The organism is Streptomyces sp. NPDC090077 (assembly GCF_044747545.1).
Classification (GTDB): domain Bacteria; phylum Actinomycetota; class Actinomycetes; order Streptomycetales; family Streptomycetaceae; genus Streptomyces.
This window is the reverse complement of record NZ_JBIVEG010000022.1, coordinates 84079-105695: the sequence shown is the minus strand read 5'-3', so window position 1 is coordinate 105695 and position 21617 is coordinate 84079. Positions and strand designations below refer to the sequence as shown.

The 21617-nt window shown below is 71.9% G+C and carries 21 protein-coding genes and 1 riboswitch; of the genes, 12 read left to right on the top strand and 9 right to left on the bottom strand.

The annotated features are described in order from the left end of the window. Positions 1 to 180 precede the first annotated feature (180 nt). The 4 genes from ACIPW5_RS29325 (at position 181) to ACIPW5_RS29310 (ending at position 3289) form a co-directional block, all read left to right on the top strand. A complete protein-coding gene (locus tag ACIPW5_RS29325) occupies positions 181 to 1563 on the top strand; it encodes an L-serine ammonia-lyase (protein ID WP_401251112.1) in 1383 nt (460 codons plus the stop codon). Positions 1564 to 1764: 201 nt separating this feature from the next. Next, positions 1765 to 2079, top strand: a complete 315-nt coding sequence (locus ACIPW5_RS29320; protein ID WP_401251109.1) for a hypothetical protein — start codon at positions 1765 to 1767, stop codon at positions 2077 to 2079. 203 nt (positions 2080 to 2282) lie between these two features. After that, the gene (locus ACIPW5_RS29315; RefSeq protein ID WP_401251107.1) at positions 2283 to 2693 is read left to right on the top strand and encodes an SsgA family sporulation/cell division regulator; all 411 of its coding nucleotides are present in this window, start codon (positions 2283 to 2285) and stop codon (positions 2691 to 2693) included. A gap of 83 nt (positions 2694 to 2776) precedes the next feature. Beyond that, positions 2777 to 3289 (top strand): hypothetical protein, encoded by a 513-nt coding sequence (locus tag ACIPW5_RS29310; protein WP_401251104.1) that lies wholly within the window; start codon positions 2777 to 2779, stop codon positions 3287 to 3289. 33 nt (positions 3290 to 3322) lie between these two features. Here ACIPW5_RS29310 and ACIPW5_RS29305 read toward each other — a convergent pair whose 3' ends face one another. Next, positions 3323 to 4042, bottom strand: a complete 720-nt coding sequence (locus tag ACIPW5_RS29305; protein WP_401251101.1) for a flavodoxin family protein — start codon at positions 4040 to 4042, stop codon at positions 3323 to 3325. Between the two features lie 119 nt (positions 4043 to 4161). Next, a riboswitch (cobalamin riboswitch) is annotated at positions 4162 to 4359 on the top strand. A gap of 28 nt (positions 4360 to 4387) precedes the next feature. On the opposite strand from ACIPW5_RS29305, the gene ACIPW5_RS29300 reads away from it, so the two are divergent. From ACIPW5_RS29300 to ACIPW5_RS29280, 5 genes are read left to right on the top strand one after another with little or no spacing between them, the layout of a single operon-like run. After that, entirely contained in the window at positions 4388 to 5086 is a 699-nt protein-coding gene (locus tag ACIPW5_RS29300) for an energy-coupling factor ABC transporter permease (protein WP_401251099.1), read from the top strand. Further along, positions 5086 to 5433 carry an energy-coupling factor ABC transporter substrate-binding protein gene (locus ACIPW5_RS29295; protein WP_401251097.1) on the top strand — a complete coding sequence of 116 codons (348 nt, stop codon included), beginning with the start codon at positions 5086 to 5088 and terminating at the stop codon, positions 5431 to 5433. The genes ACIPW5_RS29300 and ACIPW5_RS29295 overlap by 1 nt, the downstream gene beginning before the upstream one ends. A gap of 3 nt (positions 5434 to 5436) precedes the next feature. Continuing rightward, a complete protein-coding gene (cbiQ, locus tag ACIPW5_RS29290; RefSeq protein ID WP_401251094.1) occupies positions 5437 to 6186 on the top strand; it encodes a cobalt ECF transporter T component CbiQ in 750 nt (249 codons plus the stop codon). After that, positions 6177 to 7004, top strand: coding sequence for an energy-coupling factor ABC transporter ATP-binding protein (locus ACIPW5_RS29285; protein WP_401251091.1), 828 nt, complete (start codon positions 6177 to 6179; stop codon positions 7002 to 7004). Before cbiQ ends, ACIPW5_RS29285 begins: the two co-directional genes overlap by 10 nt. A gap of 25 nt (positions 7005 to 7029) precedes the next feature. Beyond that, positions 7030 to 7593: a PadR family transcriptional regulator gene (locus tag ACIPW5_RS29280; protein WP_401251088.1), complete on the top strand. Its 564-nt coding sequence runs from the start codon at positions 7030 to 7032 to the stop codon at positions 7591 to 7593. A 40-nt stretch (positions 7594 to 7633) separates the two neighbouring features. Here the strand turns inward: ACIPW5_RS29280 and ACIPW5_RS29275 are convergent, their stop codons facing one another. Next, positions 7634 to 7846: an EF-hand domain-containing protein gene (locus ACIPW5_RS29275; protein WP_401251085.1), complete on the bottom strand. Its 213-nt coding sequence runs from the start codon at positions 7844 to 7846 to the stop codon at positions 7634 to 7636. A gap of 276 nt (positions 7847 to 8122) precedes the next feature. Between ACIPW5_RS29275 and ACIPW5_RS29270 the strand changes: the two genes are divergently transcribed. Beyond that, complete coding sequence (locus ACIPW5_RS29270) at positions 8123 to 8866, top strand: tRNA-dependent cyclodipeptide synthase (protein WP_401251082.1); 744 nt, start codon at positions 8123 to 8125, stop codon at positions 8864 to 8866. Further along, positions 8847 to 10085: a cytochrome P450 gene (locus ACIPW5_RS29265; RefSeq protein ID WP_401251079.1), complete on the top strand. Its 1239-nt coding sequence runs from the start codon at positions 8847 to 8849 to the stop codon at positions 10083 to 10085. The genes ACIPW5_RS29270 and ACIPW5_RS29265 overlap by 20 nt, the downstream gene beginning before the upstream one ends. Before the next feature lie 60 nt (positions 10086 to 10145). Here the strand turns inward: ACIPW5_RS29265 and ACIPW5_RS29260 are convergent, their stop codons facing one another. From ACIPW5_RS29260 to ACIPW5_RS29230, 7 genes are all read right to left on the bottom strand, one after another. Beyond that, positions 10146 to 11336 (bottom strand): YncE family protein, encoded by a 1191-nt coding sequence (locus ACIPW5_RS29260; RefSeq protein ID WP_401251076.1) that lies wholly within the window; start codon positions 11334 to 11336, stop codon positions 10146 to 10148. After that, positions 11333 to 12124 (bottom strand): polysaccharide deacetylase family protein, encoded by a 792-nt coding sequence (locus ACIPW5_RS29255; RefSeq protein ID WP_401251073.1) that lies wholly within the window; start codon positions 12122 to 12124, stop codon positions 11333 to 11335. The genes ACIPW5_RS29260 and ACIPW5_RS29255 overlap by 4 nt, the downstream gene beginning before the upstream one ends. A 382-nt stretch (positions 12125 to 12506) precedes the next feature. Beyond that, a complete protein-coding gene (locus ACIPW5_RS29250; RefSeq protein ID WP_401251070.1) occupies positions 12507 to 13115 on the bottom strand; it encodes an ATP-binding protein in 609 nt (202 codons plus the stop codon). 147 nt (positions 13116 to 13262) lie between these two features. Beyond that, positions 13263 to 14030, bottom strand: coding sequence for an enoyl-CoA hydratase/isomerase family protein (locus ACIPW5_RS29245; protein WP_401251068.1), 768 nt, complete (start codon positions 14028 to 14030; stop codon positions 13263 to 13265). Positions 14031 to 14116: 86 nt separating this feature from the next. Continuing rightward, on the bottom strand, positions 14117 to 15361 hold the full coding sequence (locus ACIPW5_RS29240; protein WP_401251065.1) for an Ig-like domain-containing protein: 1245 nt from the start codon (positions 15359 to 15361) through the stop codon (positions 14117 to 14119). A 112-nt stretch (positions 15362 to 15473) separates the two neighbouring features. Next, a complete protein-coding gene (locus tag ACIPW5_RS29235) occupies positions 15474 to 17753 on the bottom strand; it encodes a choice-of-anchor A family protein (RefSeq protein WP_401251062.1) in 2280 nt (759 codons plus the stop codon). A 165-nt stretch (positions 17754 to 17918) separates the two neighbouring features. Then, positions 17919 to 19130 (bottom strand): Ig-like domain-containing protein, encoded by a 1212-nt coding sequence (locus ACIPW5_RS29230; protein WP_401251059.1) that lies wholly within the window; start codon positions 19128 to 19130, stop codon positions 17919 to 17921. A gap of 197 nt (positions 19131 to 19327) precedes the next feature. Here ACIPW5_RS29230 and glgX point away from each other — a divergent pair, with 197 nt between their 5' ends. Then, entirely contained in the window at positions 19328 to 21601 is a 2274-nt protein-coding gene (gene glgX, locus ACIPW5_RS29225; protein ID WP_401251056.1) for a glycogen debranching protein GlgX, read from the top strand. Positions 21602 to 21617 lie beyond the last annotated feature (16 nt).

Below are 21617 nucleotides of genomic sequence, written 5' to 3'. Positions count from 1 at the left end.
GCCCGGGCCCTCCGGCACCGGAACGCGACCCGGCTCACTCCTGGCGGCCCCGTCCGGGAGGCGAACCGTTCATCTCCACGCGTTACGCTCGTCTGCCGGACAAAATCCGCAGATCACCCCGTCTTGATCACCACACCCCTGCCCCCTCTCCACCCCACGAGCAGACAAGGGAGTCCGCCAGTGGCCATCTCCGTCTTCGACCTCTTCTCCATCGGCATCGGCCCGTCCTCCTCCCACACGGTCGGCCCGATGCGCGCGGCGCGCATGTTCGTGACGCGGCTGAAGAAGGACGGCCTCCTCGCCCAGACGGCCGCCGTGCGGGCGGAGCTCTTCGGTTCCCTCGGCGCGACCGGCCACGGCCACGGCACGCCCAAGGCGGTCCTGCTCGGCCTGGAGGGCCACTCCCCCCGCACGGTGAACGTCGAGACCGCCGACGACGAGGTGGAGCGGATCCGCAAGAGCGGCAAGCTGCGGCTGCTGGGTACGGACATAGGCGGTGCCCACGAGATCGACTTCCACGAGCCGAGCCAGCTGATCCTGCACCGCCGCCGCTCGCTGCCCTACCACGCCAACGGCATGACCCTCTTCGCGTACGACGCCTCCGGCGCCCCGCTGCTGGAGAAGACCTACTACTCGGTGGGCGGCGGCTTCGTCGTCGACGAGGACGCGGTCGGCGAGGACCGGATCAAGCTCGACGACACCGTGCTGAAGTACCCCTTCCGCTCGGGTGACGAGATGCTGCGCCTGGCGAACGAGACGGGCCTGTCGATCTCCTCCCTGATGCTGGAGAACGAGAAGGCCTGGCGCACCGAGGAGGAGATCCGCGAGGGCCTCCTGGAGATCTGGCGGGTCATGCAGTCCTGCGTCTCGCGCGGCATGTCCCGCGAGGGCATCCTCCCGGGCGGCCTGCGCGTCAAGCGCCGCGCCGCGTCCACGGCGCGCCAGCTGCGCACCGAGGGCGACCCGATGATGCACCGCAGCGAGTGGACGACGATCTACGCGATGGCCGTCAACGAGGAGAACGCCGCGGGCGGGCGCGTGGTGACCGCCCCCACGAACGGCGCCGCGGGCGTCCTGCCGGCCGTCCTGCACTACTACGTGAACTTCGTGCCCGGCGCGGACGAGGACGGCGTGGTCCGCTTCCTGCTCGCCGCGGGCGCGATCGGCATGCTCTTCAAGGAGAACGCCTCGATCTCCGGCGCCGAGGTCGGCTGCCAGGGCGAGGTGGGCTCCGCCTGCTCGATGGCGGCGGGCGCCCTCGCCGAGGTGCTGGGCGGCACCCCCGAGCAGGTCGAGAACGCCGCCGAGATCGGCATGGAGCACAACCTCGGCCTGACCTGCGACCCGGTCGGCGGCCTGGTCCAGATCCCCTGCATCGAGCGCAACGGCATGGCCGCCGTCAAGGCCGTCACCGCCGCGAAGATGGCGATGCGCGGGGACGGCAGCCACAAGGTCTCCCTCGACAAGGTCATCAAGACCATGAAGGAGACCGGCGCCGACATGAAGATCAAGTACAAGGAGACGGCCCGCGGCGGCCTCGCGGTCAACGTCATCGAGTGCTGATCCCCGGGATCCGGGAAAAACGAAAATGACCTCCAGTTCGGGGTTTGGACCGAGTTGATCACGCTTGCGAGGGAAGAAGCAGGTCCGGGCTGGTTTCTCGATGATCACGTGCGCCACTCTGGTCACGCGACGTCGCGTCACCCCCGGGCGGTCGGCCAACCGCCTTACCCCCTTGCTGTTTTGCGTACTGGAGGCTTCACCATGGCAGGCATCCGCAGCATCCGCGTGATGGCGGCGCTCGCATCGCTCCCCCTCGCCGCCGCCCTCTTCACGGGCACGGCCCAGGCGGACAACGGGGCCGGCGCCGCCGGCACCGCCTCGAACGCCGCCCTCGCCGGGATCCTCGGCAGCGGAGTGGGCGGCAGCAACCTCGGCAACTCCTCCACCGCGCAGCAGGTCGCGTCGGGCTTCGGGGCGTCGAACCAGAACAACGGCGCCCAGGCCAACGGCTCCGGCTTCACCGCGATCGGCCAGTCCAACAACCACGACTCGCTGATCTACAACCCGCTGCCGTAGCGGCCGGCCGCGCGGCCGGTCCGCCGCGCGCCACCGGGCCCGCCCTCCCCCCGGAGGGCGGGCCCTTCGCGTTCCCGTGGCCGAAAAGAGGCCCTGCGGCCCGGCTGCTCGGGACCTTCGGCCCCGGAGCGCGCCGCCGGGCCGGGGATACCGTGCCGGAAGGGCTGCGGGAAGACCCTGCGCGCGACGAGAGGCAGCCGCCGATGGCCACCATCACCGAACAGAGACTCCTGCCGCTCCGGCTGGAAGCCGCCCCCCTGTCCGTCCCCCTCACCGGCCGGTTCGTCTACCGCACGGACCGCCCGTACGAGGTGGCCGTCGACTTCCGCGGCGCCGGGACGCACCTGGCCCGCTGGGTCTTCTCCCGGGAGCTGCTGCTCGACGGGCAGAGCAGCGCCACCGGCGAGGGCGACATCCAGGTGTGGCCGCGCTGGAGCGGCTCGGAGCCGCGCGTCCTGCTCGGCTTCAGCAACGGCGAGCAGAGCTGCGTGGTCTCCGCCCGCGCCAAGGACGTGCGCGAGCTGTGCCGGCGGATGACGGAGCTGGTGCCGGTCGGGCAGGAGCGGCGCCACTACGACCTGGACGCACAGCTGAGCGCGCTGCTGGCTTTCTGAGGCGGCGCGCGCAACCGTACGCCCCCCGGCGGTGTCCTATGAGATGACAGGCAGTCCCCGTCTCACGGAACCGGGGAGACATCATGCGTCACCCGCACCGCCGCCGGCTCGTGGCCATCGCCACGGGTGCCCTGCTCACCGCCGGGCTCGCGCTCTCCGCGTCACCGGCTTCCGCCGCCACCACGACCACCCGCACCCAGACGCCCCTCGTCGTCAACGCCCGCTGGGGCGGGCACTGCACGTACGACCGGCTCGTGATCGACCTCCAGGGCTACGTGCCCCCGGTCACCGTCACGCCCGTGTCCGAGCTCGTCTACGACGGATCGGGCCAGCCGGTACCGCTGGCCGGGAAGTACTTCCTGGAGATCCGCCTGCACCCGGCCGCCGGTCACAACGACGCCGGGCAGAACGTCTACCAGGGCCCCAGGCTCCAGAAGATCTACCTCAGCAAGCTCAAGGGCATGGCCATGACCGGCGACTACGAGGGGTACGTGACCTTCGGCGCCGCCTTCGACACCAAGCCGACCTGGAAGACCTCCGTCCTGCACGCGCCCGAGCGGCTCGTGCTGGACTTCCCGCACCCCAACACCTGCTGACCCGCGTACCGCCCGGAGCCCGCCGGCCCGCTGCTAGCGGTGTTCCGGGTTGGGGAAGTCGAAGCGGCAGCCGGCGTCCCACAGGGAGCGCTGGTTGCCGTGGGCCGGCATGCCGCCGGAGCGCTTGAGGAGCGCTGCCAGGTGCATCAGGTTCCAGGACATGAAGGTGGTGTTCCGGTTGGTGAAGTCGTTCTCCGGACCGCCCGAGCCCGGGTCCAGGTAGGAGGGGCCGGGGCCGGCCTCCCCGATCCAGCCGGCGTCGGCCTGGGGCGGGATGGCGTAGCCGAGGTGCTGGAGGCTGTAGAGGACGTTCATGGCGCAGTGCTTGACGCCGTCCTCGTTCCCCGTGATCAGTGCTCCGCCGACGCGCCCGTAGTAGGCGTACTGGCCGTGCTCGTTCAGCAGCGACGAGCAGGCGTAGAGCCGCTCGATGACCTGCTTCATGACGGAGCTGTTGTCGCCGAGCCAGATCGGGCCGCACAGCACCAGGATGTCGGCGTCCATGATCCGGCTGTACAGGACCGGCCACTGGTCGCTGTCCCAGCCGTGTTCGGTCATGTCCGGCCAGACGCCGGTGGCGATGTCGTGGTCGACGGCACGGATCAGCGAGGTGCGGGCGCCGGCCGACTCCATCACGGCCCGGCTCCGCGCGATCAGGCCCTCGGTGTTGCTGGTCTCGGGGGAGCGTTTGAGGGTGCAGTTCACGTAGACGGCGGAGAGGTCCTCGTAGCGGGGGCTGTCGTCGTCGGCCATGTCCTCCACCGTGCCGGGCGCCCGGCGGACCGGCCAGCGGGCGGGGCCCGTCCGGGTGCGCGGCGGGGCGGCGGCCGGGTGGCCGGATCGGTCCGGGTTGTGACGGTCCGTACGGACGACTAGGGTCGTCTGGCCTTGGTGTTCGGGAAACCGGTGGGAAACCGGTGCGGCCCTCGCCACTGTGATCGGGAAGTCCGGCTCCACTCCCTCGCGGGAAGCCACTGGGCCCGCGTGGGAGACCGCACGGGCCCGGGAAGGCGGAGCCAGGGCATCAGTACCCGTGAGCCAGGAGACCGGCCGGGGCGCGTCGTCCATCCACGAGGTGCTGGAGAGGTCTCCCGAACCATGCATATAGCCGAGGGGTTCCTGCCCCCTTTGCACGCGGTCGCCTGGGGCGCCGCGTCCGCCCCCTTCGTCGTCCACGGGGTCCGCGCGCTGACCCGCGAGGTGAAGTCGAACCCGGAGAGCACCCTGCTGCTCGGAGCGTCCGGTGCGTTCACTTTCGTCCTGTCCGCCCTGAAGATCCCTTCCGTGACGGGCAGTTGCTCCCACCCGACGGGGACGGGGCTCGGGGCCATCCTCTTCCGGCCGCCGATCATGGCGGTGCTCGGCACGATCACCCTGCTGTTCCAGGCCCTGCTGCTGGCCCACGGCGGGCTCACCACGCTCGGCGCCAACGTCTTCTCGATGGCCATCGCCGGCCCCTGGGCGGGCTACGGGGTCTACCGGCTGCTGCGCAAGTCCGGCGCGCCCCTGATGGTGACCGTCTTCTTCGGCGCGTTCTTCGCCGACCTGGTCACCTACTGCGTCACCTCGGTCCAGCTGGCGCTGGCCTTCCCCGACCCGGCGAGCGGCTTCCTGGGCTCCCTGGAGAAGTTCGCGGGCATCTTCGCCCTCACCCAGATCCCGCTCGCGATCAGCGAGGGCCTGCTGACGGTGCTCGTGATGCGGCTGCTGATGCAGTCCAGCAAGTCGGACCTGGTCCGGCTCGGGGTCGCGAAGCTGACCGGCGGCAAGGGCGCGAAGCAGGAGGCGGCGGTCTGATGACCAGGAACGCGAAGATCAACACCCTGCTGCTGCTCGTGGTGGCGGCACTGGCCGTGCTCCCCCTCGCGCTGGGGCTCGGCGACGGCAAGGAGGAGCCGTTCGCCGGCGCCGACGCGCAGGCGGAGAGCGCCATCACCGAGCTGAAGCCGGACTACGAGCCCTGGTTCTCCCCGCTGTACGAACCCCCCTCGGGCGAGGTCGAGTCCGCACTGTTCGCCCTCCAGGCGGCGCTCGGGGCGGGCGTGCTCGCCTACTACTTCGGCGTCCGCAAGGGCCGCCGCCAGGGCGCGGCGCAGGCCCTCGCACAGTCCGGGGCCGGGGCCGAGCAGACCCCGGAGCCGTAGGCGGTGCTGCCGATCGACGTGGCGGCCCACTCCAGCCGCTGGCGGGGGCGCCACCCGCTGGAGAAGGCCCTGCTGGGCCTCGGGCTCACCGTCACCGCGGTGTGCCTGCCGCCCTGGCCCGGCGGGCCGCTGGTGGCGGCCGCGACCCTGGCCGTGCTGCTCGGCCCGGCCGGGGTGGCCCCGCGGCAGCTGTGGCGGGCCTTCCGGATCCCGCTGGGCTTCTGCGTGACCGGGGCGCTGCCGCTGCTGGTGTCGGTGGGCGGCCCGGACGGCTTCCTCGCCCCGGCCCCGGACGGGCCCCGGCACGCGGCCGAACTGCTGCTGCGCACCTCGGCGGCCTCGCTCGGAGTGCTGCTGTTCGCCTTCACCACCCCGGTCTCCGACGTGCTGCCCCGGCTGGTGCGGGCCGGGGTGCCGGCCCCCGTCGTGGACGTGGCCCTGGTGATGTACCGGATCGGCTTCCTGCTGCTGGACTCGGTGGCGCAGGTCCGGCGCGCCCAGGCGGCCCGGCTCGGGCAGACCGGCCGGGCGGCGGTGTGGCGCTCGCTGGCCGGGCTCGCCGCGACCTCGTTCGTCCGGGCCTTCGACCGCGCGGCCCGGCTCCAGGAGGGGCTGGCGGGGCGCGGTTACGACGGCGCGCTGCGGGTGCTCGTGCCCGAGGCGACGCTGTCCCGGCGGTTCCTCGCGGGGTCCGCCGCCCTGCTGGCCGCCCTGGTCGCGGGGACACTCGTACTGAAGGAGCTGTGGCTGTGACCCCGTTGGTGGAGCTGGTCGGCGCGGGGTACGCGTACGAGGACGGCCCGGCCGTGCTGTCCGGGGTGGACTTCGGCATCGCCGAGGGCCGCGCGCTGGTGCTGCTGGGCCGCAACGGCAGCGGCAAGACCACCCTGATGCGGTTGCTGAGCGGTGGCCTGCGGCCCGGTTCGGGCTCGCTGCGGCTGGGCGGCGCGGAGGTGGCGTACGACCGCAAGGGGCTGGTCCGGCTGCGCACCTCGGTGCAGCTGGTGGTGCAGGACCCGGACGACCAGCTGTTCGCGGCCTCCGTGGAGCAGGACGTTTCCTTCGGCCCGATGAACCTGGGGCTGCCGGCGGCGGAGGTCCGCGAGCGGGTGGACGCCGCGCTGGCCGCGCTGGACATCACGGCGCTGCGGGACCGCCCGACGCACCTGCTGTCGTACGGGCAGCGCAAGCGCGCGGCGATCGCGGGCGCGGTGGCGATGGCCCCCCGGGTGCTGATCCTGGACGAGCCCACGGCCGGGCTCGACCCGGACGGGCAGGAACGCCTCCTGGACGTCCTCGCGGGACTGCGCGCGGCCGGCACCACGGTGGTCATGGCCACCCACGACGTGGACCTCGCGGTGCGCTGGGCCGACGACGCGGCCGTGCTGACCCCGTCGGGGATCCGCACGGGCCCCGCCGGGGAGCTGCTGGCGGATCCGGAGCTGCTCGCGTCGGCGGGGCTGCGGTCGGCCTGGGCGCCGGTGGTGGGCGCGTTCCTGCGGGCCCGGGGGGTGCTGGCGGACGGGGCGCCGGGGCCGCGTACGCCCGAGGAGCTCGCGGCGCTGGGCTGAAATCGCCCGCACCTAGGATGGCGGCATGTCGCTGCCGCACGCCATCCTCACCGCCCTGCTGGAGAAGCCCTCGTCGGGGCTGGAGCTGACCCGGCGGTTCGACAGGTCGATCGGCTACTTCTGGTCCTCGACGCACCAGCAGATCTACCGGGAGCTGGGGCGGCTGGAGGAGGCGGGGCTGATCCGGGCGCTGCCCAGCGAGGTGCCCGTGCGCGGGCAGAAGAAGGAGTACGAGGTGCTGCCCGGCGGCCGCGCGGAACTGGCGCGGTGGGTGGACGAGAGCCAGGACCCGAAGCCGGTGCGGGACGCCCTGCTGCTGCGGATCCGGGCGGCGGCGGTGGTCGGGCCGCAGCGGCTGGGGCCGGAGCTGCGGCGCCATCTGGAGCTGCACCGGGCGCAGTTGGCCACGTACGAGGCCATCGAGGCGAAGGACTTCCCGCCGGGCCGGGACGCGGCCGCCGACCGGCTGCGCCGGCTCGTGCTGCACGGCGGCATCGCCCTGGAGGGGTTCTGGCTGAGCTGGCTGGAGGAGGCCCTGGCCGAGGTGGAGGCCCTGGCCGCGGCGGAGCCGCCGGAGGGCGGGGCCTGACGCGCCCCCGCCCCGGCGGGCGGGGCGGGGGCGGACGTGCTTACTTGTTCAGGGAGGCCCAGAACTCGTCGAAGCTCATCAGCTTGTCGCCGTCGCTGTCCTTGGCGGCGATCACGGAGTCCGCGACCGCGGCGGTGACGTAGTGGTCACCCATCGCCTTCATGGCCGCGCTGTACTCGTCGGCCGTGACGAAGCCGTCACCGTTCACGTCGAACTGGTCGAACGTCGCCCGTGCGCTCTCGATGTCAGCCACTGGGTCCACCCCTTCTCGGTGCTTGTTGACCGGCTCAGGGTAGCGGCCCCGGGCCCGGGGGGCTTCCGCGGGTCCCGTTCGGGCGGCAGATAGATATTCAATTACCCGCCCGTAAGCCGCGGGAACAGCACGCCCGACAGGCGGAATCAAGAATTCCAGCGAACAAGTCCGCCTACCGCTTGTCACGCTCCGGGATCACGGCCTAACGTACCGGCATTGCCGCCACACCAGGAGCGCAGGGCTCCCAGGGACATGCGGCAACAAGGGCGATCACAGGTGACGATCTCAGCTGACGCATCATTCGAAGTTCTGCCCTTCACCCGTACCTGCCGCCATATCTGGGAAGACGGCGACCATGTGCTCATCGGCGTGAGCCCCGGAAACAGCTACTTCAGCGCCGAGCGCGTGGCCGGCCTCGCCCGATGGGCCGTGAGCCGTTTCGCGCAGGTCGACTTCGTCTACGCGGACCTCCACGTGGACCGCATGTTCGGAGCCTTCGGCTACACCCCGGAGCATGCGGGCAGGCGTGCCTCGAAGGAGATCAAGGCGGTCCGGCGGAGGATCGTCAAAGGAGTCGAGGATTCGGGATCACCACACGCCGAGATACGAGTGCGGGCTCTTTCCGAGTTCCTGGCGAACCCCGTCTACCAACTACTGCACCGGCGCGTCCTGCATTTCCTGGAAACCGACGACACATTCCGCAAGGGCTGCGAGGAAATGGCATTGCATTTCATCGGGTCGAAGTTGCCCGAGGGTGAATCCATGACGGATTCCCAGTTGCGGGTGTGCTTCGACTACCTGGCGGCCGAGCTGCCCTTCTTCATCGACACCCCCAGCATTCTCGACGTGCCGTCCTCCGTGGCCGCCTATCACGTCAGGATGCCGATGACCGACGTGCTCTTCGCCCGCGGCGGGGGCCTCCGCGCGACCCGCAACCAGGCGTACGCCGTCGTGCGCCCCGGGACCGAGGACTCCGCAGCAGCCACCGGAGGGAGCGCCGATGAGCGTCGGGCGGCGTGAGGGCGCGGGGACCCCGGAGCAGCCGCTCCTGGACTTCCCGCTGTCGCGGCGCGGGGACGTCCTGCCGCAGGAGTGCTCCTGGCTGCGCGAGAAGGCGCCCGTCGCCCGGGTCCGCACCCTCACCGGGGACCCGGCCTGGCTGGTGAGCAGCCACGCGCTGGCCCGGCAGGTGCTGGAGGACGAGCGCTTCAGCCTCAGGGACACCGCGGCCGCCGGGGTGCCCCGCCAGTACGCGCTGACGATCCCGCCCGAGGTCGTCGACAACATGGGGAGCATCAACAGCGCGGGCCTGCGCGACGCGGTGATGAAGGCGCTCAGCCCGCGCCGGCCGGGGCTGCGGGAGGCGCTGCGCGACGCGGCCGGGGAACTCCTGGACGCGCTCGTCGCCGAAGGGGGCCCGGCCGACCTCCGGGCCGGCTTCGCCGACCCCTTCTCGGCCGCGCTGCACTGCCGGGTGCTGGGGGTGCCGTTCGAGGACTGGCGCCGGCTGATGTCCGGGCTGGACGTCGCGTTCATGACCGCTCGCGAGCCGTTCCCCGACTCGGCCCTCAACTGGTACAAGGACGTCGGCTACTTCACCGACCGGTTCCGGGATCAGCTGGCGCTGCCCGCCGAGGAGCGTACGGGGCTCCTCGGCACCTTCGCCGGGCTGCGGGAGGCCGATCCGGAGTCGGCGCACCTGACGGACGAGATGTTCGCGACCGTCGCCGTCTCCCTCTTCGGCGCGGGGGCGGTCTCCACCTCGGCGTTCCTGGTCCTCGCGGTCCTCGCGCTGCTCCAGCGGCCCGAGCTGATCGGCCGGCTGCGCGGGCATCCGGAACGGACGGGCCGGGCCGTCGAGGAGCTGCTGCGCTGGAACCTGTCCGTCGGGGACGGCCTGCCGCGCATCGCGCTGGCGGACGTGCGGGTCGGGGAGGTCCTGGTGGAGCGGGGCGAGCTGGTGCTCGTCCTGCTGGAGGGGGCCAACTTCGACCCGGCGGCCTTCGAGCGCCCGGAGGAGCTGGACCTGGAGCGGAAGGACGCGGGCGGCCACCTCGCCTTCGGCGCCGGGCGGCACTTCTGCCCGGCCTCGGCACTGGCCCGGGCGCACGCCGAGACCGCGCTGGAGGTGCTGGTGGAGCGGCTGCCGGGGCTGCGGCTCGCGGTGCCGGCGGAGAACCTGGTGTGGCGCACGGGCTTCATCAAGCGGCTGCCCGAGCGGCTGCCGGTCGCCTGGTAGCGGCCCCGCGGGCGCGGTGTCCCGGGTGCTGTGCGAGCTCCCGGGGCACCGTCGCGTCCGCTACCGGAAGATGCCCGTGTGGCCCAGGGAGTAGCGGCCCGGCTGGGGGTACACGGCGAGCCCGTGGGGGCCGCCGCCGACCGGGACGCGGGCCAGCTGCTTGCCGGTGACGGTGTCGATCGCGTAGACCTCGGAGTTGTAGCGGCCGGAGAGCCACAGCACCTTGCCGTCGGCCGAGACGCCGCCCATGTCGGGGCTGCCGCCGTCGGGCAGCTGCCACTTCTTGGTGAGGCGGTTCTCCTTGAAGTCGAAGACCGAGATGCTGCCCTCGCCCCGGTTGGAGACGTACATCTCCCTGGAGTCGCGGCTGACGTACAGGCCGTGGCAGCCCTTGCCGGTGGGCAGCAGCTTGGGGACGTCGAACTTTTCGCCGCTGAGCACCCACATGCCGTGCGCCATCATGTCCGCGACGTAGAAGGTCTTCCCGTCCGGGGAGATCTTCACGTCCTGCGGCATGGCCCCCTCGAAGGGCAGCTTCTGCTGGCCGATCACCTCCATCTTCTCGGTGTCGACCTTGAGCAGCTCGCCGGAGAACTCGCAGCTCACGATGAAGTAGCGGCCGTCCGCCGAGAAGTCGGCGTGGTTGACGCCGAAGCAGGTGACGGGGACGGTCTTGACCCGGTCCATGGTGTGCGGGTCGCGGAAGACCAGCTCGCGGTCCATGGAGGCCATCACCACCGCGTACTTGCCGTTGGGGGTGAAGTACAGGTTGTACGGGTCGTGCACCTCGACGGGCTTGCCGGCCTCGCCGGTGGCCGGGTTGATCGGGGTGAGCGTGTGGCCGCGGTTGTTGTTGACCCAGAGGGTCTTCATGTCCCAGGAGGGCACCACGTGCTGCGGCTGGACGCCGACCGGGATGGTGTCGATGACCTTGTAGGTGGCCGGGTCGATGACGGACACCGTGTTGGAGTTGGTGTTCGGCACGTAGACCCGGGACGGGAAGTCCTTGACCGCCGGGGCGAGCTTGTTCGGCCGGTCCGCGGCGTACACGTCGTGGGGGTCGAGCAGCGGGGGCATCCCGGCGAGGCCCTGCGGCACGGCCGGGACGGCCTTGGCGGGCACCCTGGCGGGACCCTTGGTGCCGAGCGCCTCGGCGGGCGCCTTGTCCGCCGATCCGCAGCCGGCCAGGGCGGCGAGGAGCAGACCGGCCAGGAGCACGGTGGCCTTCCGGGGAAGGCGGGTGGTCTTCATGAGGTCAGCAGCTCCGTGGTGGTCACCGCGCGCAGTTCGCGGCGCGCGAGTTCTTCGAGGAGGGGCGGCATCGCGTCGACCGTGTCCGCGTAGCCGAAGTGCAGGCTCACCACCGATCCGGGCCGGATCGTCCCGGTGACGTTGCGGATGACGGCCGCCGCGCCGGGCGAGGTGAAGTCGAGGGAGTCCACGTCGTACGAGAGGACGTGCGGGTAGCCGGCCCGCTGGGCGAGGGTGCGGACGAGGGGGGTGGCGTACTGGGTCTGCGAGGGGCGGAACCAGGTGCCGATGGAGCCGGTGAGCCGTTTGAGGCGCTGGGCGCAGCCGGTGATCTCGGCGTAGGCCTCGGTCTCGGACATGCCGTTGATCGCGAGGTGGCGCTGGGTGTGGTTGCCCAGTTCGTGTCCGCCGTCGAGGATCCGCCGGGCCATGTCGGGGTGTTCGTCGAGCCAGCCGCCGATGGCCAGTACGGTGACCCGCGCGCCGGCCTTCTCCGCCGCGGCGAGCACGGCGCGGGCGGTGGCGGGGTCCCCGTTGCCGTGGAAGGTGAGCGCGACGCGGGGCCGGTCGCGGGGGCCGTGCTCGATCTCCACGGGCTGGCCCGGGATGCGGCGGGGGGCGGGTGCCGCGGGCGGCTGCCCGGCCGGCCGGGCGGGTGTGGCGGGGGCGGCCCGGACGGGCCCCGGCGCCGCCGGGCCGCCGCCCGTCCCGCAGGCCGCGGTGAGGGCGCCGACGGCGGCCGCGGCCGTGGCGCGCAGGGCCGTGCGACGGTCTGGATAACAGAGCACCCGCCCATTTAAGAGCCGGAGGACTCCAAAGGTAATGATTGACCCAATTTGGGACTTTCGTCAGCCGGGCCTTCAGAGCAAGGTGTCCGCTATGTGATCAACGATTTACACACAGCGGTCGATACTTATTCATCGATTACGAGGCGCGTGGCCCATCTCACCTAAGATTTAGGTGGAAACTCTTGGGATATGCACACTTATGTCCGAGTCGGGACTTTTGGCGTTTGAGCCCTCGTCTGCCATAGTCGGAAGCACGGCTTCCCTTTGACCCGAGCGAAGTCCGCTCGCCGAGGATCACACACCCCATCGATCCTCGGCGTCCCATGAAACCCCCGTAGCGCCCCACCTCGGCGACAGGGGGTTTCTGGCGTTCCGGGGCCGTTCAGCGGTCGGCGACCCGCATCTCGAACCAGGTGATCTTGCCGCGCGGCAGCAGGTCGGCACCCCAGCGGTCGGAGAGCTTGTCGACGAGGAACAGCCCCCGCCCCGTGGTGTCCAGCTCGTGGACAGGCATCAGACAGGGCAGCCCGCGCGAGGGGTCGCGCACCTCCACCCGGATCCAGCCGCGCCGCCGCAGCATCCGTAAGCCGAAGGAGCGGGCCCCGGTGTGGCGCACGGCGTTGCCGACGAGCTCCGAGACCAGCAGGACGGCGTGTTCGGAGATCTGCGGCGACAGCCCCCAGAAGCGGATGACCACGCTCTGGGTGAGCCGGCGGGCCGTGCTCGCGGACTCCGGCATGGACGGCAGCGTCACCTCCGCCTCGGCCGGGTTCCCGTACAACTCCAGAGCCCTCAGGCCCTGTTCCTCCTCGGCCGCCGCCGTGAGCCGTACGGCCGAAGCGCTGCTGCGCTGCCGCGGCTGTTCCACACCCTCCAGGCCCGCCATGCACCCATCATGGACGGCCCGCGCACCCCTCCGGGCCGTTCCGCAGGAATACACCCCTCGGAACCATGGATTCCGAGGGGGTGTCCCGGCATATGCGAAAGGCAACCGAGGCCCGCACGAACCACCCTGACCTGGGGTGACGTTCGGCTGCGCGGCGATCACGGTCCGTGGATCACCAGGTCCCCTTAAGGTTGCCTTAAGGCCTGGCTAATCCACCCGCAGGGGTTCCGGGCGGCCGCGCTCCAGCGCTCCTCAGACGAACTTGGCCTTGCCGGGGCCCTCTTCGACGAAGCTGCGCATCCCGCGCTCGCGGTCCTCCGTGGCGAACAGGCCCGCGAACCAGTTGCGTTCGATGGTCAGGCCGGTGTCGATGTCGGCCTCCAGGCCGGCGTCCACACACTCCTTCGCGGCGCGCAGCGCGATCGCCGGACCCTGGGCGAGCTTCGCGGCCCAGGCGTGCGCCTGCTCGTACACCTCGGCGGCGGGCACGACCCGGTCCACCAGGCCGAGGGCGAGGGCCTCCTCGGCCTTGACCATGCGGCCGGTGAAGATCAGGTCCTTGGCCTTGGACGGGCCGATCAGCCGGGAGAGCCGCTGGGTGCCGCCCGCGCCCGGGATCAGGCCGAGCAGGATCTCGGGCTGGCCGAGCTTCGCGTTGTCGGCGGCGATCCGGTAGTCGGCGCACAGGGCGAGCTCGCAGCCGCCGCCGAGGGCGTACCCGGTGACGGCCGCGACGACGGGCTTGGGGATGCGGGCCACGGCGGTGAAGGCGTCCTGGAGCGCGCGGGACCGGGCGACCATGGCCGCGTGATCCATGTTCTGCATCTCCTTGATGTCCGCGCCGGCCGCGAACACCTTCTCCCCGCCGTAGAGGACGACCGTGCGCACGTCGGCGCGCTCGGTGGCCTCCACGGCGAGCTCGCGCAGCCGGTCCTGGGTGGCGATGTCCAGGGCGTTCATGGGCGGGCGGTCCAGCAGGATGGTGCCGACGCCTTCGGAGACTTCGAGAGAGATGGTCATACGGGGAAGGTTAGCCGCGGTTAACGCGGAGTGGCCCGGTGCTGTGGGTCACAGCACCGGGCCACCGGCTCACGTACGCGGATCGGCTACTTGATCCACTCCGCCCAGTCCATGTTCCAGCCGTTGAGGCCGTTGTCCGGGGCGATCTGCTTGTCCTTGGAGTTCTTCACGACGACCACGTCGCCGATCAGGGACTCGTTGAAGAACCACGCGGCCGGGGTGTTCGGGTCGCCGGCGCCGCGCTCGTCCTCCAGGCCGACGCAGCCGTGGCTGACGTTCTCGCTGCCGAAGGTGGAGGAGGGGGCCCAGTAGTTGCCGTGGACGAAGGTGCCGGAGGTCGACAGCCGCATCGCGTGCGGGACGTCCGAGATGTCGTACTCGCCGCCGAAGCCGACGGTGGCGCCGTTCATCCGGGTCACCTTGTACTTCTCGCTGATGACCATCTGACCGTTGTAGGTGGTCGTCGACGGGGCGCCCGCGGTGATCGGGATGGTCTTGAGCACCTGGCCGTCGCGGACGACCTCCATCTTCTTGGAGGTGGCGTCGACGGTGGTGACCTGGGAGCGGCCGACGGTGAAGGTGACCGTGCGGGTCTGCTTGCCGTAGACGCCGGGACGGCCCTCGACGCCGTCGAGCGCGAGCTTCACGGTGACCTTGGTGCCCGCGGCCCAGTACTTCTCGGGGCGGAAGTCGAGGCGGTCGTTGCCGAACCAGTGGCCCTCGACCGGCACGTTGGGCTCGGCGGTGACCGTGATGGCCTTCTCGACGGCCTCGGTGTTGGTGATGCCGCGGGTGAAGTTGATGGACACGGGCATGCCCACGCCGACGGTCGAGCCGTCCTCGGGCGTGTAGTGGCCCACGAAGGTGTTCTGCGGGGTCAGGGTGGTGAAGGTGGTGTCCTTGGCGGACTCGCGGCCGGCCTCGTCCTTGGCCACCGCGTGCACCTTGTACTCGGTGGCGGCGGCCAGGTTGCGGGCGGGCTCCCAGGTCGCGCCGTCGGCGCCGAGCTTGCCCTCCACCGCGTTGCCCTTGGTGTCGGCGACCGTCACGGTGGTCAGCTTGCCCCCGCTGCTGGTGATCTTCAGGATGCCGCTGGTGGCGACTTCCTTGGACCCGTCGTCCGGCTTGACGTTGACCACGGCCTTGGACGCCTCGGTGCCGGTCTTCGCCGTACCGCCGCCGGCCTTGCCGTTGTCCCCGCCGCTGCCCCCGCTGTTGCCGCCGCCGCTGCACGCGCTGGTCAGCAGCAGGGCCGCCCCCAGCAGAACGGCCGGCAGGCCGGTGCGGACGCGGCCGCGTATCGGCTGCAGGTTCACTCGTGTTCTCCCCATGTCCCCCGCGCACGGACAGTCGCGCGCTTGTCGACAGGAAATCACATGGGGAGATTACGAATAGGCACAGTCGTGTCACCGTTCCGTCCCAAGTGCCGGGACGGAAGGCCGGTCAGGCCTTGCGGTCACCGCCCAGGGGCCACTCGCCGGGGTTCCAGGCGGGACCGTCGTGGCCGGGGCCGTCGTGGTGGGGACCGTCGTGGTCGGGACGGCCGTGGTCCGGCTTCCCGTGCTCCGGCTTCCCGTGGTCGGGCTTGCCGTGGTCCGGCTTGTCCTTGCAGTGGCAGGTCTGGCCGTCGTGCGCGCGCTGGTTGAGGAGGGTGACGGCGATCCGGTGGCCCGGGGTGCGCGGGTCCAGGGTCAGCGGGCCCGTCACCGGGTCGCGCGGCAGCACGTAGCCGTCGGGTACGTCGACCTCGACCACGTAGTAGGAACCGTCCGGGAGCTCGTCGAAGGCGCAGACGCCGTCCCGGCCGGTGGTGCACTCGTCCCCGACCCGCTCGTCGGCGTTGTCGCCGCCCCGCTGGAGACCCGCTGCCCTGCCGGTCTCCCGCCACAGCTCGAACTCCGCGCCGCGCAGCGGCCGCTTCGTCTTGGCGTCCTTCTTCAGCACCTTGATGATGCCGTCCGGGTCCTCGTCCGCCTTCTTGTTCGGGACGGTGACGATGACGATCTCCTCGGTCTCACCGGGTTCCAGCTCGAAGGCCGTCACCGGGTCGCGGGGCCGCTCGTAGCCCGCCGGGAGGCCCACCTCCCGCCAGTAGTAGCGCTCGCCGACCGGCAGCTCGACCGTGCAGGAGCCCCGCTCGTCGGTGACGCAGGCACCGTCCCCGAGCAGGGTGTCGGGGTTCGTCCCGGTCTGGAGGCCGTCGGTGCCGTTGCTCTCGCGCCACAGCTCGAAGCGGGCGCCGGACAGCGGTTCGCCGGTGTCCTTGTCGATCTTGCGCAGGACGACCCGGGCGCTCTCGTCCGGCGGCTCGGGGGTCCTGGTGTTGACGGCCGTCCAGCGCACGCCCTGGGCGGCGTTCTCGGCCGTGAGGACCAGGGTGTGGACGGGCTGCGCGGGGAGGTCGTAGCCGGTGGGCGGAGTGACCTCGCGCCAGTAGTACGTGCCGAGCTCCTGCTCCCGCGCGCAGATCGCGTCCGGCGCCTCGGTGGTGCAGTCGGCGACCTTGGTGTCGGCGTCGGTACCGGTGGCCTGGAGGCCGTCGGCCCCGTTGGTCTCCTCCCACAGCTCGAACTTCGCCCCGGGCAGCGGACGGCCGTTCTCGTCGTGCTTGACCACGGACACCGAGCCCCTGGCCGGCGGCACCGGTGCGCAGTCGGGCAGGTCGCCGTTGAAGGGGTAGGCGTGGAACTCGGCGCCCAGGCCGGTGGTCGGCGTCGGGCTGGTGTGGGTGACGCTGCCGGCGGTGAAGAAACGGCCGTTCATGCCGATCACGGAGACGTTGGCGACCGACGCCTGCGGGCCGATCAGGACGCTGCCGCCGAGCTGCGCCGAGCCGGCGATGGTGGCCGACTCCGCGTTGGGGAAGTTCCACAGCAGCCGCTCGCGCAGTCCCGCGGGGAGCAGGGAGTTGTTGACGCGCAGGGCGGGGTTCTCCCCGGTGACGTTGACCAGGACCGTGGCGTTGGCCGGGATCCCGGCGAAGCGGAGCGTCTGCTGCCGGCCGGAGGGGCCGGAGAGGTCGAAGTCCACGTTGAAGACCTGGAGCGGCGAGCGGCCGTCGCCGGTGAAGACGGTCTCCTGGTCGGTGTACACGGCTTGGCCGGTGGCCGGGCGCGGGACTCCTCCGGGCAGGGCGTAGCAGGTGCTGGCGGAGGTGAGGGCGCCGCGCAGGCGGGTGTAGGGGTCGGCGGCGTTCTCGTCGCGGGTGCGGGTGCCGGTCACGTCGCCGGTGAGGGTGCCCGCGTAGCGGACGACGCCGCCGTCGGCGAGGAGCCTCTGGCCGGTGGCCACGGTGACGTTGCCGCCGGTGGTCAGGAAGTCCGATCCGTTCGGCGGGGGGACGCGGGAGCCGACCCCGGCGATGCCCACGTTGTAGACGCCGGCCGTCTTGTTCATGTCGAAGTCGCCGAGGACGACGACCTTGCCCTCGGCCTCGGCGGCGCCCAGCCGCACCAGCATGTCCCCGCCGACGAAGACGTTGATGTTCCGGTCCCGGCCGGCGAAGGGCCCGTTGCCGACCTCCGGATAGGGGTCCGGGCAGCCCTCGCCGGGAAGGGTGCCGCCCGGGATGCAGGGTCCGAGGCCGCCGGGCAGCGGGGCCCTCAGGGTGCGCGCCGCCGTGGGGGTTTCGGTGCCGGGGCCCGCCGCGAGGGCGGTGGGGGCCGCCCCGCTGGCGAGTACGACGCCCACGGCCAGCCCGAGGGTCCAGTTCCTTGCTGACATGACACTCCGTCCGCTGTCTCGGCCACCTGCCCGCGCCGATGGCCCTGACAGGCTGCGGGCGGGCTGCGGCGCGGCGGACGGAAGACACACGGCGCGTACGGCATTCCGGTCTGACAATCACTCGATTGCGCCGCTCCTCCGGGGTGCGGTGAGGTCCGGTGTGTGTCAGCCGATGGCGGAGCCGGCCACCCAGTCGGCCCAGGACATGTTCCAGCCGCCCAGTCCGTTGTTGGGGGCGACGGTCTTGTCCTGCGAGTTCACGACCTCCACCACGTCGCCGATCAGCGTCCGGTCGAAGAACCAGCCCGCCGGGGTGTCCGAGCCGCCGCCCTTGTCGTCGCGCAGGCCCACGCAGCCGTGGCTGGTGTTGGTGGAGCCGAAGGTGTCGGGGCTGGCCCAGTAGTTCCCGTGCAGGAAGGTGCCGGAGGCGGTGAGCCGCATGGCGTGCGGGACGTCCGGGATGTCGTACTCGCCCTTGCCGTCGTCGCTGGTGAAGCCGACGGTGGCGCCGTTCATGCGGGTGACGTCGAACATCTCCATCACCACCATCTTGCCGTTGTAGGTGGTGTTCTTGGGCGCCCCGGCACTGATGGGGATGGTGGACAGCAGCTGTCCGTCCCGGCGGACCTCCATGGTGTGCGCCTCCGCGTCGACGGTGGAGACCTGGGAGCGGCCGACGGTGAAGCGGATGGTCTTCTCCTGGATGCCGTACGAGCCGGGCGCGCCCTCGACGTCGCGGAGCTTCATCTTCACCGTGACCTCGGTGCCGGCCTTCCAGTACGTCTTGGGCCGGAAGTCGAGGCGCTCGGAGCCGAACCAGTGTCCGACGACCTCCACGGCCGGTACGGAGGTGACGGTGATGGCCCGCTCCACGTCGGCGCGCTGCTTGATCGACCGGTTGAAGTTGAAGGAGACGATCATGCCGGTGCCGACGGTGGAGCGGTTCTCGGGCTTGAAGTAGCCGATGAACCGCTCCTCGGGGACGTAGGTGGTGAAGGTGGTGTGCCGGGCCTGGCGGCGGTTGTGGCCGTCGAGGGCGACCGCGTCGACGGTGTACTTGGCGGCCAGCGCGAGCCGTCCGGCGTCGGGGTCGGGGCTCCAGCTGAGGCCGTCGGCGGCGATCTCGCCGGGGACCTCCTCCTCCTGGGCGTCCTCGACCTTGGTGACCCTGACCCGTTCGAGGCGGCCCTCGGGGACGTTCACCCGCAGCGGGCCCTCGGCCGGTACGCCCTTGGCGTTGTCGTCGGGGGTGATCCGGATGGCCTCGTCCGGGGAGCGGGGTTTGCCCGGCAGGGAGATCTCGACGGGCGACCCGCCGTCGCCGGTGCAGCCGGCCAGCCCGCCCAGCAGGCCCGCCCACGCCGCCACGGCGGCCAAGCCCGCCCCTGCCCGCCTCGTCAGAAGAGTCACGTTCCGTCCAACGACCGGGGCCCTCCGGGGGAAACGTGAGGGCCGGGCACGTTCCGGGCAGAACAGTCCGGGCAGAACAGTGGGAAGGACCAGACGGGGCGGGCCCTGGCCGGGACGCCGGGGCGCACTCCCCCCGCCGGTCCCAGGAGCCGTGGAGGCGGGCAGTGTCGAGCGCAGCCGAGCAAGAGGCGGTGGAGACCGCCGGCAGCGATGCCGGCCGGGCCGCCGAGGTGATGGACGCCGTACGGGAGCGGGTACAGGCGAAGGTGTTACGGGCGGCCGCGCACCCGCCGCCACCGGTGTGGCCGGGTTCCTCGCACCCGCTCGGAGCCCGCCACCACGCGGGGCCGGCCGGGGCGGAGGGCACCAACTTCGCGCTCTGGGCCCCGGGGGCGGAGGCGGTGGAGCTGTGCCTGTTCGACGCGCTCGGGGCGGAGACCCGCTGCACCCTGACCGAGCTGACGCACGAGATCTGGCACGGCTTCGTGCCGGGCGTGCGGCCCGGGCAGCGGTACGGCTTCCGGGTGCACGGGCGCTGGGACCCCTGGACGGGCGCCCGGTACAACCCGGCGAAGCTGCTGCTGGACCCGTACGCGCGGGCGGTCGACGGCGACTTCTCGCTGCCGCCCGAGGTGTACGGGCACGTCCGGGACTGGCCGCAGCAGTACATCGCGGACACGGTGCGCGACGACCGGGACTCGGCCCCGTACGTCCCGAAGGGAGTGGTCGTCCACGATGACGACGACTGGTCGGACGACGTCCGGCCGAAGACCCCCTGGGCCGACACGGTGATCTACGAGCTGCACGTGCGCGGGTTCACGATGCGCCATCCGGGTGTTCCCGAGGAGCTGCGCGGCACGTACGCGGGGCTGGCCCATCCGGCGGCGGTGGGGCACCTGAAGGCGCTGGGCGTGACGGCGGTGGAGCTGCTGCCGGTGCACCAGTTCGCGCACGAGGACCACCTGCTGCGGCGGGGCCTGCGCAACTACTGGGGCTACAACTCGGTGGGGTACTTCGCCCCGCACGCCGGGTACTCCGCCAGCGGGACGGCGGGGCAGCAGGTGGGCGAGTTCAAGCGGATGGTGAAGGCCCTGCACGCGGCGGGGATCGAGGTCATCCTCGACGTGGTCTACAACCACACGGCGGAGGCCGGGGAGCTGGGGCCGACGCTGTCGCTGCGGGGCGTCGACAACCGGGGCTACTACCGGCTCCAGTCCGACCAGCGCCGCTACGCCGACTACACGGGCTGCGGGAACACCCTGCACGCCGGGCGCCCGCACGTGCTGCGGCTGATCACGGACTCGCTGCGGTACTGGGTGACCGAGATGGGGGTGGACGGCTTCCGCTTCGACCTGGCGGCGGCGCTGGCCCGCTCGATGCACGACGTGGACATGCTGTCGCCGTTCCTCGCGGTGATCGCCCAGGACCCGGTGCTGCGGCGGGTCAAGCTGATCGCGGAGCCGTGGGACGTGGGCTCGGGCGGCTACCAGGTGGGGGCGTTCCCCCCGCTGTGGACGGAGTGGAACGACCGGTACCGGGACGCCGTGCGGGACTTCTGGCGGGGCGCCCTGCCCGACGTGCGGGACCTGGGGTACCGGCTGTCGGGCTCCAGCGACCTGTACGCGTGGGGCGGGCGGCGGCCGTACGCGTCGGTGAACTTCGTGACCGCCCACGACGGGTTCACCCTGCGCGACCTGGTGTCGTACGAGCGCAAGCACAACGAGGCGAACGGGGAGGCCAACCGGGACGGCACCAACGACAACCGGTCCTGGAACTGCGGGGCCGAGGGCGAGAGCGCGGACCCGCGGATCGGGGCGCTGCGGCGGCGGCAGCTGCGCAACCTGCTGACGACACTGCTGCTGTCGACGGGAGTGCCGATGCTGGTCGCGGGCGACGAGTTCGGGCGGACGCAGGGCGGCAACAACAACGCGTACTGCCAGGACAACGAGACGGGGTGGGTGGACTGGTCGCTGCTGTCCGACCCGGAGTGGAGCGGGCTGTTCGCGCTGACCCGGCGGCTGCTCTCGCTGCGCCAGGCCCATCCCGTATTGCGCCGGCGGGCGTTCTTCTCGGGGCGGGCGCAGGGTGCGGACGGGCTGCGGGACCTGGCCTGGTTCACCCCGGCGGGGGCGGAGATGACGGAGCGGGACTGGTACGCACCGGCCGCCGCGGTGGGCCTGTACCTGTCCGGGCGGGACATCCCGGGCCGGGACGAGCGGGGCCGCCAGGTGACGGACGACAGCTTCCTCGCGCTGCTGCACGCCGGGGACCGGCCGGTGGAGTGGGTGCTGCCGGGGGCGCCGTGGGCGGCGGCGTACGAGCTGGTGCTGGACACCTCGCGGGAGTCCCAGGAAGCCGCGCCCGGGACCCGGCACCGGGGCGGGGAGCCGCTGACGGTGCCCGCCCGGTCGGTGCTGCTGCTGCGGGTGGTGGGCTGAGGCGGCGGCCCCGCGC

Coding starts and splice junctions, on each gene's coding strand:
- ACIPW5_RS29320 (WP_401251109.1), top strand. CDS start 1,765: ATGGCAGGCATCCGCAGCATCCGCGTGATGGCGGCGCTCGCATCGCTC.
- ACIPW5_RS29315 (WP_401251107.1), top strand. CDS start 2,283: ATGGCCACCATCACCGAACAGAGACTCCTGCCGCTCCGGCTGGAAGCC.
- ACIPW5_RS29310 (WP_401251104.1), top strand. CDS start 2,777: ATGCGTCACCCGCACCGCCGCCGGCTCGTGGCCATCGCCACGGGTGCC.
- ACIPW5_RS29305 (WP_401251101.1), bottom strand. CDS start 4,042: ATGGCCGACGACGACAGCCCCCGCTACGAGGACCTCTCCGCCGTCTAC.
- ACIPW5_RS29300 (WP_401251099.1), top strand. CDS start 4,388: ATGCATATAGCCGAGGGGTTCCTGCCCCCTTTGCACGCGGTCGCCTGG.
- ACIPW5_RS29295 (WP_401251097.1), top strand. CDS start 5,086: ATGACCAGGAACGCGAAGATCAACACCCTGCTGCTGCTCGTGGTGGCG.
- ACIPW5_RS29280 (WP_401251088.1), top strand. CDS start 7,030: ATGTCGCTGCCGCACGCCATCCTCACCGCCCTGCTGGAGAAGCCCTCG.
- ACIPW5_RS29265 (WP_401251079.1), top strand. CDS start 8,847: ATGAGCGTCGGGCGGCGTGAGGGCGCGGGGACCCCGGAGCAGCCGCTC.
- ACIPW5_RS29260 (WP_401251076.1), bottom strand. CDS start 11,336: ATGAAGACCACCCGCCTTCCCCGGAAGGCCACCGTGCTCCTGGCCGGT.
- ACIPW5_RS29245 (WP_401251068.1), bottom strand. CDS start 14,030: ATGACCATCTCTCTCGAAGTCTCCGAAGGCGTCGGCACCATCCTGCTG.
- ACIPW5_RS29240 (WP_401251065.1), bottom strand. CDS start 15,361: ATGGGGAGAACACGAGTGAACCTGCAGCCGATACGCGGCCGCGTCCGC.
- ACIPW5_RS29235 (WP_401251062.1), bottom strand. CDS start 17,753: ATGTCAGCAAGGAACTGGACCCTCGGGCTGGCCGTGGGCGTCGTACTC.